We start from the raw sequence: 15737 nt of genomic DNA on the forward strand, positions 1-15737 counted from the left end.
TAGCTCGCACCTCAAGCGTGAGAAAGTCGTCGATGGCTTCTGCTGGTGCGATGGTGGTACGACCTATAAAATATGGCGCCCTCACTGGCCTGGCGTTTGCTTCATGACAACGGCGTTGACGATTACAGCCCTGCCCTACTCTTCCGACCCTTTGGCACTGTTTGCCAAACTCAGGCAACGCCCCGGTGCGGTGTTGCTCGATAGCGGCCGTCCGAAGGCCACAACCGGGCGTTACGACATCCTTAGCAGTGACCCCCTCGCTACGCTAAAAATATCGCCAGATGGCCACACAGCGTTTGAGTCTGACACGCTGACACTCCCCCCATCGTTGATGGGCAACAGCCATGCACAGCAGCAGTGGCTTTTAGAGCAGCTACCCACAGCCAACCTCAAGAGCGAGCTCCCCTTTTTAGGTGGCCTGATGGGTTACTGGAGCTATGACCTTGGCCGCAACCATGCAGACATACCCAGCCAGCACCCGCCCGTCACCCAGTTACCTTTAGCGCGTTTAGGGCTGTTTGATTGGTGTATCACATTTGACCACGTCATCGAACAAGCGTGGCTGGTAGGCAGCGAACAGCGGCGCAAGCAGGTAATGGAGTGGTTAAACGAACCAGCAACACCTAGCCACGCCTTTCGGCTCACACAGCCGTTTATAGCCGAACTTAGCCAGGCAGAATATACCGAGCGTTTTGCGGCGGTACAGCGCTATATCCTTGCGGGGGACTGCTACCAAATCAATTTGGCCCAGCGCTTTTCGGCCCGCTATCAAGGAGACGAGTGGCAGGCATACCTTAAACTGCGTGAAGCAACGCCTACGCCCTTTTCAGGCTTTATGGCATGGGGTAGCCAAGCTGTTTTATCACTCTCTCCTGAGCGCTTTATCCAGTGCCGTGACGGCTTGGTGGAAACCCGCCCGATAAAAGGCACCCGCCCACGAGGAAGAACCCCAGAAGAGGATCGTGCCCTGTCGGACGAGCTGCTCAGCAGTACTAAAGATCGCGCGGAGAACGTGATGATTGTGGACTTGCTGCGTAATGACCTAGGGCGCGTATGCACACCTGGCTCTATTCGCGTGCCGCAGCTGTGCCAGCTTGAGAGCTATCCCAACGTGCACCACTTAGTCAGCGTGGTACAGGGCCAACTTGCTGCCCAGCACTCACCGCTTTCGCTGCTCACCGCCGCGTTTCCTGGCGGCTCGATTACCGGCGCGCCAAAAATACGGGCGATGCAGATTATTGATGAGCTGGAACCCTGCCAGCGCAGCGTTTACTGCGGCAGCCTAGGTTATATCGATGTTCGCGGCAGCATGGACACCTCCATTGCCATACGCACAATGGTGGCTGACGATGGCGCTCTCCACGTGTGGGGTGGCGGCGGGCTGGTGGCGGATTCAAAAGCAGATGAAGAGTACACCGAAACGCTGGATAAGATCCGCCACTTAATAGACGCTTTGGAATAAGCGATCAACGTTCTTACATCAAAAAGAAATATAAAAGCCTAACCAAACGGTATTGGGGAGAAGCCCCCCGCCTTTGGTAGCCTAGGGGCATTGCACACTTTTTCACTTAGGAGGCCGCATGTCCTCAACGCTTGAACAGATTAATCGCGACTTTGCCAACAACCCTCAAGAACTGATTGAGTGGGCGTTCAGCCAGGGCGAACGCCCTATCTGCACCACCAACTTCCGCCCCTTCGAAGCGGTCATTCTGCATATGGTGACGCAAGTACGCCCTGATATCCCCATTGTCTGGATGGATAGCGGTTACAACACCGAGGCGACTTACCAGTTCGCCGATGCGCTGATCCAGCGCCTCAACTTAAACATTGTCAGCTTTTTACCAAAGCGCACTCGCGCCCACCGCGAAGCGCTGGAAGGTCCCATGCCCGGCATTGATGACCCGCGCCATGATGCCTTTACTCAAGAAGTGAAGCTTGAACCATTTGAGCGCGCACTACGCGAGATGCAACCCGATGTGTGGTTTACCGCGCTACGTGCCGAAGACACGCCCGAACGGGCTAAAATGCAGGTGGTTAGCCGCAATAGCGACGGCTTACTAAAAGTCGCCCCACTGCTGCAGTGGACCGCTAAAGATATGTACTACTACTTAGAGGCCCACGACCTACCCAACAACTTCGACTACTTTGACCCCACCAAGGTAGAAGAGAAACGCGAATGCGGGCTACACCTTCAGCACTAAGCTACCAATAAAGCTACCAATACCCAGCACGACGCCCAGGCTTCCCGCCTGGGCTTAAAATGAAATAGCACTTAATACTCAGGCAGTTCTACACCCTCAAACAGCGCTTGTTCAAAGCGCGGCCCGGCCATGAGTGCTTCGTCCACCCGGTCACGGGTTAAGTGAGGCGCAAAGCGAGCCAGGAAGTCGTACATGTAGCCGCGCATAAAGGTGCCACGCCGAATGCCGATTTTAGTGGTGGAGCTGGCAAATAAATGGCTGGCATCCAGAGCCACTAGGTCACTATCTAGCACCGGATCTACGGCCATGTGAGCGACAATGCCAACGCCCATACCTAGGCGAACGTAAGTCTTGATCACATCGGCATCGGCAGCGGTTAGTACCACATTGGGTGTTAAGCCCTTCGCTTTGAATGCATCGTCTAACTGTGAACGCCCGGTAAACCCGAACACGTAAGTCACCAGCGGATGCTCGGCCAGGGCCTCAAGCGTTAGCGGGCCATCCAGCGTTGCCAGTGGGTGCTCTTTGGGCACCAGTACGCAACGGTTCCAGCGGTAGCACGGCAGCAGCACTAAATCGGTAAATAGCTCTAATGACTCCGTCGCAATAGCAAAATCTGCCAGCCCTTCGCTCACCATCTGGGCAATCTGCTTAGGCGTGCCTTGCTGCATATGCAGCGCCACTTCGGGGTATTTCAGAGTAAATTCACTGATAATCGGCGGCAGTGCATAGCGAGCTTGAGTATGGGTCGTGGCAATCGCCAGGCTCCCGCGGCGCTCGTCGCTATGCTCTTGCGCCACCTGCTTGATATTTTCGGTCAGCTTAAGTACCTGGCCTGCTAGCTCGATAATCGACTGCCCAGCAGGAGTGACGCGGGTTAAATGTTTGCCACTGCGAGCAAAGATTTCAACGCCTAGCTCATCCTCCAGCAAACGAATCTGCTTTGAGATACCCGGTTGAGAGGTAAACAAACTCTGCGCCGTTGCCGAGACGTTCAGGTTGTGTCGATTGACTTCCCAGATATAGCGAAGTTGCTGTAGCTTCATATCCTCACCCTATAATCTATGCAGGAAGCACGTAAAAGCGCATCCTCACGCTGCCACTGTGTGCTTAGCCAAGCGCGCGGTTTCGTGGCTCAATTTCATGGCTCAATGAGCACATTTTTGAATAAAAAAACGCCTCGTAATTCACTTATAATATAAAAAAATAGAGACTATGAACATCTATTAATTTTTGGCTCTTCGACGTTGGGTGTGGAATTCGCCCCCTGAGCTGGGCCAGAATATGACCTCCACAGCGGCAGGAGGTATGACATGGACGGCACCCAGATTCTAACACTCGGCCTGGGCTTGGAAGCGCCCTGGATCCTCAAGAACCAGTACCTGGATACCGCCGTGTCGCCCCACCGCCTGGACCTCTATGTCGAGGCGGAGCGAGGCAGTCTCTATCCCTGCCCAGAATGTGGTAAGGCCTGCCAAGCTCATGACTTTGCCGACAAAACCTGGCGGCATCTGAACTTCTTTCAGCATCACTGTTACCTGCATGCTCGCGTGCCGCGCACGAAGTGTCCTGACCATGGCGTCAAGCGCATAGAGGTGCCCTGGGCCCGGCCGGGCAGCGACTTTACCCTGCTGTTCGAGCAAGCGGCCATGTCACTGGTCAAGGAGATGCCGGTACTGGCCGTCTCCCGCCAGTTGGAGATTTCCGACAAACGACTATGGCGCATCGTGCACCACTACGTTGGCCGCATGTTGGGGGAACTGGATCTGTCCAAGGTGGTGACGGTCGGCGTGGACGAAACCGCCTCCCGGCGCGGTCATCGCTATGTCACGGTGTTCCTCGACATGCAGCGCAAGCGGGAACCGGTTATCTTTGCCGTCCCAGGCTGCGGCAAGGATGCCATCCAGGCTTTCAGCGCCTTCCTGGCGGCCCATGGCGGCGACCCGAATAATGTGGTCGAGGTCGTCTGCGATATGTCGCCAGCCTTCCTTAGCGGCGTGACCGAGCACCTTCCCAAGGCCGAGGTAACGGTCGACTGGTTCCATATCGTACAGACCTTCACCAAGCGGCTGGACGAGGTACGCAAGAAAGAGCGCCGGGAGCAGGGGCACCCCAAGTCGCTGCGCTGGGCCCTGCTGAAGAACCTGGATAACAAGAACCTGACACCCAAACAGCTTTCGGCGCTCCAGGAGTTGGTGGCCGATCAGAGCGCCACGGCCGATGCCTGGGTGATCAAGGAGAAGCTACGCTGGATCCAGAAGGCTCCAACGCCCAGAGCGGCTCGGTGGCGCATCACGAACTACCTCAAGGTCATGCAGGCGGCGGTGTCTGAAAAGTCACTGCTGAAGCCGATGGGGAAAGCCCTGGCGACGCTTGAGCGGCACGCCGACGCGGTGGTCAGACGCTGGCTCTCGGGACTGACGAACGCAAGACTGGAAGGAATGAATGGTCTGTTCCAAGCGGCTCGGTCACGGGCACGTGGCTACCGGAACGAGGCCAACTTTATCGCCATGATCTACCTGATTGGCAGCCCGGTGGGTCGCCTATTCGATCAGGCCAAATCCACGTGAAGTGACGAAGAACCTAATTTTTTCTATTTAAGGACAAATCGCATCAAGAATTTGCCAGCACCCTTCGCGCACGCTAACATCTGGCAAACTTGGCGCGGTGAAAATGCGCTAATATTTCGCGTAATGACCGTTGCTCCACTTGAGGCAACGAAACAGCAAGAGCAACGCAAACGGGAGAAGCAAATGGCTAACAATGTTGATGTCACCAACGCCAATTTTGAGCAAGAAGTCCTCAACGCCGAACAGCCTGTCCTGCTGAAGTTCTGGGCCCCCTGGTGCGGCCCGTGTAAAGTCATGGCACCTGTTGTTGATGAAGTGGCCGCTGAGCGTGGCGATAACCTGAAAGTCGTCAGTGTGAATGTTGACGATGCACCTGAAATTGCCGCAGAACAAGGCGTCCGCGGTGTACCCACCGTCATGCTGTTTAAATCCGGCACTAAAGTCGCTTCACTGGTTGGTGCGCAATCTAAGTCGCAGTTGACCCAGTTTATCGACCAAAACGCCTAAGCTGGTAACGTTACCGCTGGCACTGCCAGCGGTATCTCTGTTCTTATTGGCATTGCCTGCCTAAGCGTCGCTTTCTTCTCGCTTCGCCCACTCACCCCGCTTCCAAGGCGGCCGACGCGCGTCTCCAGGGCGTCTCATCTGTACATTACGCTGCTTACCCGGCCCTAATAGATGGGCTATCCAGCGCGTTTGAGGGTGGCTATCCAGAGCAATCTTTAGCGTCATCGTTAGCACCACCGACAGCAGCATGCCCGCCGTGCCAAAGACCCACCCCCACACCACCAGTGAAAGAAACGCCACAAAGGTGGATAACCCCAGCGCCTGCCCCATCACTCTAGGCTCAATCAAATTGCCCAAAATAAAGTTGATGACCAAGTACGCCGATGCCAACAGCAACGCCTGCAGCACACCGCCATCCTGAGAAACCAACAGCAGCAGTACCGGCGGAATCGCAGCCAACGCCGAGCCAATATTAGGAATAAAGTTAAGCGCAAATGCCAATACGCCCCACAGCAGCGGAAACTCAACGCCCACCAGCAGGCACGAGAGCCAGACCAACACACCGGTTGCCAAACTAATCACGGTTTTAACCGCCAAGTAGCGTTTTAGCGTTAGGCTAAATTCACTAAACCGCTCCAAGCTCGGTGCCGGATTTTCAAGCGCCCGGGACACCTTATCGCGAAAATTCAGCGTCTCGAACAGCATGAAAATCACCAGCAGCGCGACGATACTGCCCTGCATAAACAGCGAGCCAATCTCACCCAGCAGTGTGGCCACCCAGGAGCCGTTCTCCTCCATGGCAAACATCGAACTGAGCTGGTCGGGGTCGATAGCCAACCCATGAGAGGCCAGCGCATTGAGCAAGTCCCAGTAGTGCTCGTAAAGCCTGGTTTCAATATCAGGCAGCGCTTCAACAAAGGTACTGAAGCTATTGACCACCAACAGGCCAATCAGCGATATAAAACCCACCAACACCAGTAGCGTAATCAACGCCGACATCCGCCGACTCAAACCGCAGCGATGCAGCCACTGCACGGGTGAGGTGCACACCACGACAATAAACACCGCCAGCAGTAGCGGCACCAACAGGTCCGCGCCCACTTTCATTCCCGCAATAATCACTACCAACGCGGCAAGCGCCAGTGTGGCATTGAGCGGGATACTTCGATAATCCTCATCCGACAACTTCGACATAGCCCTTTCCTTAGCGTGTTATCCATACATAATGGCTGCTTGCCTGTTATTGCACAAACCATGCAAACATTAAGGAGTCAACTGATCGCTCACTACAAGCTTTAGCAAGGCCAGGGGTTTGTCAAAGATGGGGAAGCGGCCATTTTGCCATGATTCCGGCGTGCCCGGGCGGATTGTTGGCCGTGCGACTGCCCATATCGTCAGGGCCGATAAATATCAACCCGCCCGGCGCCTTTCGAATCCGGGCGGGTTTTTGTGTTTTCTCCAGGTTACATTTTGTCATCCATCGGAAGAATGGCAAGGAATGGCCGTTCACTGTGGGCACCCAGAACGATATTCCACTGCAGCAATACTTCCATGCCGCTGTCGCCGCCATCAACGTCAAGACGACGCGCCTGCCTGTACCTGCAATCGTGCATGGGGCGAGTAATACCAGCTGTAATGCGCCGAATAAGCCCTGGACGTCAGCGATTTATCCAGTCGCCCCTGAGTGTATTCGGCACCCGCGCCCAGATGATGCGCAGGTTTGAATTGGTAATCCACGAGTGTCCAGGCGCCGTTGGCGTTGTTGCTGACGCCAGGGGCGATTTCCCGCTGGTTGAACAGGACCTCGCCCATCCAGGAAAAACGTGCCGGGTAATCGTAGCCCCGGGCAAATTCCGGTTCGAGCAGGACGCGGAAATCCAGCGCCTGTATATCGGTTGTACCGACCGTATCGTTCTTGCCGGTCAGGGCACTGAGACCTAACTGGTAGGCCGTGTCACTGGCCTGACGACCAAAATAGAGTTTGCCGCCAAAGGCCTTGTCACCGGACTGGCCGGCATCAAACGCCGCATCGTTGTCGGAATTGAACACGGCGCCGCTGATGCCGGCACGGTAGCCGTTGCCCAGATCGGTGAGACGACCCAGGGTGACAGCCGTCTCCCGAAGCTGTTCTTCGCCGAGAAACTCCTCCACTGGCAAGGGAAGTGAGACTTGTGGCCGTTCCGGTTCATGAACGGTGTTGAGCAATCCGAACTCGTTACGATACTTCCCTGCTTTCAGCCTGAACCCTCTTCCCAGGTCGGCGATCACTGCGGCCTCCTCGACACTTATGTCCTCATCGGACGGCCGGGTCAGGAATATCATCCCATAGAGCCAAGGATTGATCTGCGATTCCAGGGAAACCTCCACTTCACGCAGGTCAAGCACCTGGCGGTTCATATCAGCACCGAAATCCCGGGCTTCGGCGATCAGATCCATATTGGCGCCCACCCGCAGGTCCCCCACTGTAGGCAAGCGGAACAGCCCCTGCTGTTATGGATAAGCCGAGCATTACGATGGCTGCCGGCGATAACCGGTTATAGTTGCCAATCATTACGTATTCCTGAATTGATTTATCGTGCGAATCCCCGAGCAGGCACGCAGTAACCGTGCACTGCGCACTTGCTCATCAATTAAACGGGTAAACAGAGACAGATCAGAACAGGGGTGGTGCGCGGGCCAGCCAGGGGTGGATAAAAATCCGGTGGAAGTGTTGGCTGTACGGTATTTCCAGAAACAGCGCCGGAATCAGTAACGGAAGACCGGGTAATGGCGGGGATAACTGAGCATAAGGCAGGTGATTGAGCAGACATTCCTGATGCCCGACCGGGCCCCCGCCAGCACCATCGATGTCATGCATGGCAAGGTGCTGCGCGGCGAGCAGCAACGAAAGTATCAGCAACAGCCTGAATAGGCAATTGCCGTGCCGTTTTCCTGTGAGTAGCTGATTACGCACTACTTTATCGACGGGCCAATATCCTGGGGTAATTACAACATCCTTCTGCTCTTAAAATGGCCCGGATTTCTCATAGGGGACAAAAGAAAACGGCTGCAGGTGCTATAATTTCAAGCTCCTACACGCGAAACCAACACCAACCGCCGCTGCCCGGGATTATACCTGAAAAACTTCCCTTCGCTCCACCGTCCGCCGCCAGATTGAAACCGATTACTCCGGCGGCCATATCACCTCCGATGCCGGATTGCCTGGCCTTAGGAAACCCGATAGGCAACATCGCCTGACCGGTTGCTATGGGTTAATTTCTTGTGGCATTTGGGGAGCTCTGCTAGTGTCCCGTCTGGGTAATCCGTTTATTTATTATCAATAACACTCAGCTTTGCTCGCGTCACTGAAGTCATAATCGATTCTGCACTCTTGTGCCAGCGGAACGGCTTTGCCAGTTTCTCATTATGAGTTTGGATAAAGCGACGAATCGCCTTCTTAAGTTCGCCGACACTGGTAAAAATGCCACGGTACAAAGCGCGGCGTTCCAGTTGACCAAACCAGCCCTCCACGGCATTCAGCCAAGAGGCGCTGGTGGGTGTGAAGTGAAGCTTGAACCGGAAATGCTTTTCCAGCCAGGCCTTCACTTCTGGTGTTTTGTGAGTCGAGCTGTTGTCCAGAATCAGATGAAGGTCCTGCTCTTTCGGTGTTTCTCGATCAATTTGTCGCAGAAAATCGAGAAACTCTTTGGCGCGGTGGCGTTGTGTAATGCGCCCAATCACTTCGCCGTTCAGGATATTCAGGGCCGCGTATAAGCTGGTCGTCCCGTGCCTCTTGTAATCGTGGGTACGGCGCTCGATCTGGCCGGGTTTCAGTTGCAGCTTTGGTTGAGTGCGATCCAGTGCCTGGATCTGCGTTTTTTCGTCAACCGACAGCACCAGCGCGTTATTCGGCGGATTCAGGTACAGGCCAACGACATCGAAAACCTTCTCAGCAAAGTCTGGATCGTTGCTTACACATTAAGTGACAAGCATCTGCCAGAGAAAGGAAAGTTGAGCGGGGCTGCGTTATATCATAACAGTCGGCACGGGGCACGGTAGAGTTTTTCACCTCCGAGCCTCATTGCTGCCGGGATTTCCACTGGCGAAACTGTTTCCATTCCAGCCATTTCTCAAATTCCCTGTATTCTTGTGAGTCTGGGTCCATCCGCCTGAAGGCTTCGAAGCTTCTGTAGGTGTCAGAGTCCGGGGCCGCCTTCCCTCCGGCGCGTTGACTGGTCGCACAATCTGAGCAACGACCCGACAGGATAGAATATCCCTCCCGGGCGCTGTCATCGGGACTGCTGGCAAACAGGCCTGGTCCATCAGGCAGGCGGTCTTCTCCCGGCATCGGCGTCGTGTCAGCGGGTCGGACCACATTAAGTCCGCAGCCCGACAGAGCTACTACCAGCACGGGAATTATCCATAACCGCAGTTTGTGCATATTTTACTCCTGTCTGTTATTCAGGTCAGACCCGTTGGTTAAAAGGCGATCCGGATACCGGCATAGAGCTGGCTGATATCGTTGGCATCGCCCCATCCTTCAGCGGTCTTGACCGACGAAGGCAGGTCAAGCGAATACAGGTGATACGAGGAGTACAAGCGGACCGCGCTCGACCAGTCGTACACGTATGCCAGACCAATCTGGCTTCCCTTGGTTCCCTCAACAATCAGATCTTTGGTCTCGCCATAGTTGACTGCAAAGTGATGAGCGCCAGTCGAGTAGCCTACCTGACCGAATAGGTTGGTCGCATCATAGCCTTCTTGATTAGCCTGCCCCGCATTGGCCATTGCGTCGGTTTCCTCATTACCGTAGGAGACGGTAAAGTTCAGGCCACCGTCCAGCAACAAAGACGCCGAAGCACCAAGGACTTGCTTCTCTTTGAATTCCGACCCAGGGGTGAGTGGCTGTCCATCGGTGGGCGAGGTCGGAATCTCCAGATCATTAGCATCAACCCAGCTCAGCCCCGTGGCCAGTTTGGCACCCGGAAAATCTACGTGGTACCGGGCCGCCAGTTCATAGGCATTGCCGTTGTCGAGACTGGTCGACAGCACCAGACCGCCGATCGACGGGCTGTCGTAGCGGATACGCTCTTGTCGACCAACGGCATTGAAGACGCCGTTGGTTTCACCAATTCTGTAAAGTTTGTTGCCGTTATCATCGACAAAACTGATGCCGGAAGAATAAAGGGTATACCAGGCACCGCCACCGAAGTAGAGCGTTTCGGAGTAATCCATCATGTTGGCGTAGTAGCCAGCACCATCGCCTTTGCCGAAACTCACCGTACCAAAGTCACCCTCGAGATAGATGTCAATTTTCCGGGTATCCAGGTCAACGCCACCCTCACCCCCCCCGGAGGTATTGTTGCCGATATCGAACTCCGTGGATCCGTACTGAACAACTGACATTTCATAGATAAAACCGAGGTTCATGCCGTTGGCCATCATCTCATTGCCAGTGAACCGGAAACGTGAGTTGGAACCGATGCTGTCGACACTCGCGTAATCAGTCTCATTCCCGTTATCCGCGACGGTGATCGCACGATTCACCTGGCCGGACACCTTGAATTCCATGGCGTGACCCGGCGAAGATAACCCCGCCACCACCAGTGCGAGCGCTGAACTCAGTGCCGCTTTTTTATTTGCCATTAGCATCATAACCCCCCCTCATTATCATTGATTTATTACTGAACGTGTCATATTATCATTGATTTATTACTGATTTATTACTGAACGTGTCATGCGTATTACGTCCATTATCTTAAAGTGCTGTGCCCTCCTGTCCCGAAACTCAAGTGGCTTCAGGTCTTGCGTCAGCACTGGGCACAGCAACAATATTGACCACACTGATAGTAGCACAAGCCCGACGACTGAGAAGTCAATTAACATGAGACTTTAGTGCAACCGGGAGCCTCTTCAGGCACTTTCAGGAAGGCAATCAGCACCGCACGTTCAGTCCTGAATCGTGCCTTGAACTGTTCCCTGGATATCTCGGCTTCGCCCCCGTGCCACAAAATGGCTGGGCCAGATCGTCTGGTCGCTGAGGTCTGGCCGGTCAGCGACCAGACCGGTCGTGCTTTGGTGTGTGGCAGGCGGCACACCCCGTGTTGCTAACGAGTCTGGCGCCTTGCTGCACTTCCGGGTTTTCCATGGCGCGACGGGCGGGAACTGCAAGGCTGCTGGCGTAGAAGGTGATAAAGCCTGCCACTTTGTCGCTGACTTCGGGGTCGCCGCCATTAGCAAACTGGCCACAATCTTGCGTCCACTACCTCGCCAAGAACCTCGGCCGTTGTCACCGCATCCTGGAACGTGGCGTGCGCCAGATCTGCATAATGGCTAACAACGTCAGTTTTGGTCGGCGTGGATGCGGGTGCCTTATCTGCCGTTGGCTCTCTGCTGTGTTGTGCGTTGGCAGCGTCCTGATTGCCGCTGCATCCGGCCATCAAAAGCAGGGTGATTGACAGGGCCAGAGGTCGCGGACGAGTATTGACGTCATGTGCAAATCCTTTGAGGTAAATTAAATATAAATCATTATTATACGCATTAGAGATTGATGGGCGTGTATTGCATGAGTTAAACGACACAAGACTGCGGACCTGTAATAATTCATGGCTGATAGCGGCGGTTGCATTTAATATTGTGTCAGCAACAGTACTAAAAGCCCGTAAAGCGCCGCGCCCCCAATGCGGTCAATGTTCACTGTTGTTGACAGTTGGGGGAGGTCTGAGTTGTCGGGGGCGGGATGAATAGGGCAATCCGGCGCCGCAGCATTCCTTTGTGGTGGTTAGCATTAGCAGCGGCGTTAAGCCTGCTGCTCACCATTCATGATACGTTTGTCATTGCTGTCTTCGAAGGCTACATATCCTGGTGCATACCCTACTGGGACAGTTGCACCAGTATCAGCCGTACAGGGCGTTACTGGCGGTGGGAATTCTCTCCGTTATCCTCACTGCCGCAGTACCTGCCTTGTACAGTCAACTAGACAATGCCTTTGAATGGGTATTGGCGCTACTCCATGCGCTCTGGGTTGCGCTGCTCTGGCGGCAAAGCTCTTTCCGGGCAAGATTGTGGACGGAGTAAGGGATCGAACCGGGTTACCATGATCACCGACATTGCGAGCAGACCACCGGCGGCTTGTTTGGCCTTCAGAAAAGCTGGCCCCGGATTGCGGGCCAGCTGATACCCTCACCCTCCGCCCAACCCGCTCCGACCTCCGAATTGCCCGTTTGAGAGAAATTCAACCTTTTCAGCCTGGTGACACTCTCTCATTATCATTAACATTGGTTATTGACTTGATTATGAGAAGTCCTTAAATTCGTATCCGCAAATGGAACGCGTTTCTATTTAGAATTTCAAATACGAATAATTGCGGAGAAACACATGTTTAAACCTTCCCGCTTATCACTGGCCGTGGCTGTCAGCCTTGCCCCGGGCGCCAGTTGGGCAGTCGGCGATGATCAGCCCCAGATGCTTGAACCCATGGAAATCATTGGCGATGCGTCTGCCGCCCAGACCTTGCCGGGGTCAGGCTACGTTGTTGGCGATCAACAGTTGAAAACCGAGGTTGAGGCCGACATCAACCAGGTACTGAAAACCGTCCCGGGCGTGTATGTACGGGAAGAGGAGGGTCTGGGCCTGCGCCCTAACATTGGCATTCGCGGTGCCACGGCCGAGCGAAGCAGCAATGTTACCCTGATGGAAGATGGCATTCTGATCGCGCCGGCCCCCTATTCTAACCCGGCCGCCTATTATTTCCCGACGTTCAAGCGCATGTCCTCGCTGGAAGTACTCAAGGGTGCCCCGCTGCTGCGCTATGGTCCGCAAACCACCGGCGGCGTGATCAACCTGATTTCCACACCCATTCCCGACGAGCAGAAGGGCTACGTCGAAGCCGTCACCAACGAGCGCGGCTCCACCGACGTTCATGCAACCTATGGCGACACGAACGGTGACTGGGGCTATCTGGTTGAAACGGTCCAGCGCTCAGCGCAAGGCTTCAAGGACATTGACCGAAGCAACCGCAACAGTGGCTTCGACATCAGTGATTATGTCGGCAAGCTACGCTGGCAGGGAGATCGCCAGAGCGTAACCGCCAAGCTGCAGTATTCCGAGGAAACCTCCAACTCGACCTATGTCGGACTGACGGATGCGGACTTCAACCAGGACCCCAACCGGCGCTACGGGCTTTCCAGTCCCGACCAGATGGATAATACTCACTCCGGTGTCAGCCTGACTCATCAGTTCGAGTGGAGCGACAATGTAAGCAGCACCACGACTCTCTACCGCAACGACTTCAAACGCAATTGGTACAAGCTCAGTGGCGCCGGAAACATCATCGACCAGGCCAACCGCGGCGACGCCAATGCCCAGGGTATTCTGGACGGCACAATTGACGCCAGCGGTCTGGAATACAAAAACAACGCCAGGGACTACCTGTCCCAGGGCGTGCAGACAAACTTCGATGTAAACATTGGCAACCACGAATTCGACTTCGGCGCCCGCATCCACGAAGATGAAATGGATCGCTTCCAGCCGGTGGATGTGTACGACCAGGTCAATGGCTCCCTGGTGTTCCAGAACAGCGTGGCCCCAACGGGCAGCAACAACCGCTTTGAGACCGGCGAAGCCCTGAGCTTCTGGGCACTCGACAAGTGGCAGGCGACGGACAAGCTCAATATCAACCTCGCTCTGCGCTACGAGGATGTACAGACCAGCCGCACCCAATACGCGGATCCCGGTCGCACGACCGTCGACAGCACCCGCGCCAATGACAGCGCCGAACTCCTGCCTGGCGCTTCCTTTACCTATGACCTGTCCCAAAGCTGGCAGGTTCTGGGTGGCGTGCACCGGGGTTTCTCCCCTCTCGGAGGTGGTGCCAGGGCAAACGAAGATCCGGAAACCAGCAAGAACTGGGAAGCCGGCGTCCGCTACTTTGGCAATGCGTTCTTCGCGGAAGTGATCGGCTTCTACAGCGACTTCTCCAACAAGGCTGAAAACTGTTCAGTGGGCTCGCCGTGCAGCAATGGCGCCACTTCTGGCAGTTTCGTAGCCGGCGAGGCTGAAATTGCCGGTGCGGAATTCCAGCTCCAGACCGGCACCGAGGCGGGCGAGTTCTACCTTCCGGTCAGCCTTACCTACACCTTTACCCAGGCGGAAATCAGCAAGGACAATGCTGCCTCTGGCCTGAAAAAAGGCGAGCAACTCAAAGACGTTCCGGAAAACCAGATGAGCCTGCGGGTCGGCATGGAGCACCCGAGTGGCTGGGACAACTACCTTGTGGCCACCTACGTCGATGAGATGTGTGTCAGCGCAGGATGCAACAACACCGCGACGAAACTGGACGAGACCGAATCCCTGTTCCTGGTCGACTTCATCAGCCGTTACGCGCTGACCGCCAGTGCCGATGTCTTCCTGAAAGTGGACAACCTGTTCGATGAGCAGCAAATTGTCTCACGTTGGCCCGATGGCGCCATGGCGAACCTGCCGCGCACCGCTTCACTGGGGATCAGCGTTAATTTCTGATGAGTGAACGGAGATTGCTGAAAATCCGGCTTCCACTCATCGGGAGCCGGATTTTTGGATCACTCCGATAATCCTTTTTTCACACTCAGGCGCCACTTCGCCTGAGAACGTCGCGCCATTGATGATCTGGACCGCAGCGTCGCCAACCTCGGAAGAGCCAATCTGGACAACGCTAACAACCGGCTTTTCTGATCCTGATTCCTTCGTTACTGTTACAATCAACAGAGGACGAGCGAAACTTTCCCACCACGAAAAACGGCGCTTACAAATGAAAATTCTGATTGTTGAGGACAATGCGGTACTTGCCAAAAGAATATCGGACTGGCTTGCGCAGGCGCACTACACAGTCGATATCGCCAAAACCGGCAAAGAAGCGGACTCGTTGATTGAAACAAGCTCCTACCAGGCCGTTATTCTCGATATCGGACTGCCCGATGAAAATGGACTTTCTTTAATGCAAAGATGGAGAAAAAACGGGAAAAAAGAGGCCATCCTTATTCTGACCGCACGCTCCAACTGGACTGAGAGAGTAGAAGGGTTGAATGCGGGAGCTGATGATTACCTTCCCAAACCGTTTGAGTTTGATGAACTGAAAGCCCGGCTCAGTGCGATTATCCGAAGAAAGGACGGCAGAACGACAGACCAGATCAGTGTTGACGGATTCAGTCTCAACGCCACCTACCGAACGCTTACCACGCCCGACCAGAAAGAGTTCAGACTGACAGCTACGGAATTCCGCCTTTTACAGTGTTTCCTCCGTTCACCAGACAGGGTATTTTCCCAGGACGAACTGGTTGAAACCCTCTACAACATAGAAAGATGCCCCACCAGAAATGTTGTTCAGGTCTATATAGCCAGGCTCAGAAAAATAATAGGGGGCAATAAAATCAAGACTTTGCGTGGCCAGGGCTACTTCTTCGAAAAAGATCCTACTGGCTGAACGCCCGAACGAACCAGGTCA

At 54.8% G+C, this 15737-nt stretch carries 12 protein-coding genes and 2 pseudogenes; 7 read left to right on the forward strand and 7 right to left on the reverse strand.

Going from position 1 to position 15737, the window contains the following annotated elements; genetic code table 11:
* The first annotated feature begins 103 nt into the window (after positions 1–103).
* The gene (gene pabB / locus L1249_RS07185) at positions 104–1462 is read left to right on the forward strand and encodes an aminodeoxychorismate synthase component I (RefSeq protein WP_054640880.1); all 1359 of its coding nucleotides are present in this window, start codon (positions 104–106) and stop codon (positions 1460–1462) included.
* 118 nt (positions 1463–1580) lie between these two features.
* Positions 1581–2201: a phosphoadenosine phosphosulfate reductase domain-containing protein gene (locus L1249_RS07190; protein ID WP_044628120.1), complete on the forward strand. Its 621-nt coding sequence runs from the start codon at positions 1581–1583 to the stop codon at positions 2199–2201.
* 71 nt (positions 2202–2272) lie between these two features.
* Here the strand turns inward: L1249_RS07190 and cysB are convergent, their stop codons facing one another.
* Entirely contained in the window at positions 2273–3247 is a 975-nt protein-coding gene (cysB, locus tag L1249_RS07195; RefSeq protein WP_062375744.1) for an HTH-type transcriptional regulator CysB, read from the reverse strand.
* Between the two features lie 267 nt (positions 3248–3514).
* On the opposite strand from cysB, the gene L1249_RS07200 reads away from it, so the two are divergent.
* Complete coding sequence (locus tag L1249_RS07200; RefSeq protein WP_193061152.1) at positions 3515–4771, forward strand: ISL3 family transposase; 1257 nt, start codon at positions 3515–3517, stop codon at positions 4769–4771.
* A 123-nt stretch (positions 4772–4894) separates the two neighbouring features.
* Positions 4895–5278, forward strand: a complete 384-nt coding sequence (gene trxA, locus L1249_RS07205; RefSeq protein WP_074210775.1) for a thioredoxin — start codon at positions 4895–4897, stop codon at positions 5276–5278.
* Between the two features lie 60 nt (positions 5279–5338).
* Here the strand turns inward: trxA and L1249_RS07210 are convergent, their stop codons facing one another.
* The gene (locus L1249_RS07210) at positions 5339–6472 is read right to left on the reverse strand and encodes an AI-2E family transporter (RefSeq protein WP_228168698.1); all 1134 of its coding nucleotides are present in this window, start codon (positions 6470–6472) and stop codon (positions 5339–5341) included.
* Between the two features lie 381 nt (positions 6473–6853).
* Positions 6854–7714, reverse strand: coding sequence for a hypothetical protein (locus L1249_RS07215; protein WP_137094483.1), 861 nt, complete (start codon positions 7712–7714; stop codon positions 6854–6856).
* A gap of 672 nt (positions 7715–8386) precedes the next feature.
* Here L1249_RS07215 and L1249_RS07220 point away from each other — a divergent pair.
* Positions 8387–8517, forward strand: a pseudogene (locus L1249_RS07220) (IS1380 family transposase); the annotation flags it as partial.
* A gap of 67 nt (positions 8518–8584) precedes the next feature.
* Here L1249_RS07220 and L1249_RS07225 read toward each other — a convergent pair.
* The 4 genes and pseudogenes from L1249_RS07225 to L1249_RS17675 all read right to left on the reverse strand — a co-directional run.
* Positions 8585–9232: pseudogene (locus L1249_RS07225) on the reverse strand (IS630 family transposase); the annotation flags it as partial.
* A gap of 504 nt (positions 9233–9736) precedes the next feature.
* The gene (locus L1249_RS07230; protein ID WP_228168697.1) at positions 9737–10912 is read right to left on the reverse strand and encodes a porin; all 1176 of its coding nucleotides are present in this window, start codon (positions 10910–10912) and stop codon (positions 9737–9739) included.
* 224 nt (positions 10913–11136) lie between these two features.
* Complete coding sequence (locus L1249_RS17670; protein WP_390903883.1) at positions 11137–11355, reverse strand: di-heme oxidoredictase family protein; 219 nt, start codon at positions 11353–11355, stop codon at positions 11137–11139.
* The gene (locus L1249_RS17675) at positions 11310–11462 is read right to left on the reverse strand and encodes a di-heme oxidoredictase family protein (protein ID WP_197746112.1); all 153 of its coding nucleotides are present in this window, start codon (positions 11460–11462) and stop codon (positions 11310–11312) included. The genes L1249_RS17670 and L1249_RS17675 overlap by 46 nt, the downstream gene beginning before the upstream one ends.
* 1172 nt (positions 11463–12634) lie before the next feature.
* Here L1249_RS17675 and L1249_RS07235 point away from each other — a divergent pair.
* Positions 12635–14776, forward strand: coding sequence for a TonB-dependent receptor family protein (locus L1249_RS07235; RefSeq protein ID WP_235253467.1), 2142 nt, complete (start codon positions 12635–12637; stop codon positions 14774–14776).
* Between the two features lie 268 nt (positions 14777–15044).
* Positions 15045–15716: a response regulator transcription factor gene (locus L1249_RS07240; RefSeq protein WP_044628127.1), complete on the forward strand. Its 672-nt coding sequence runs from the start codon at positions 15045–15047 to the stop codon at positions 15714–15716.
* Positions 15717–15737: the final 21 nt, after the last annotated feature.

It is taken from the genome of Halomonas sp. Cn5-12 (assembly GCF_021532545.1).
Lineage (GTDB): Bacteria > Pseudomonadota > Gammaproteobacteria > Pseudomonadales > Halomonadaceae > Vreelandella > Vreelandella aquamarina.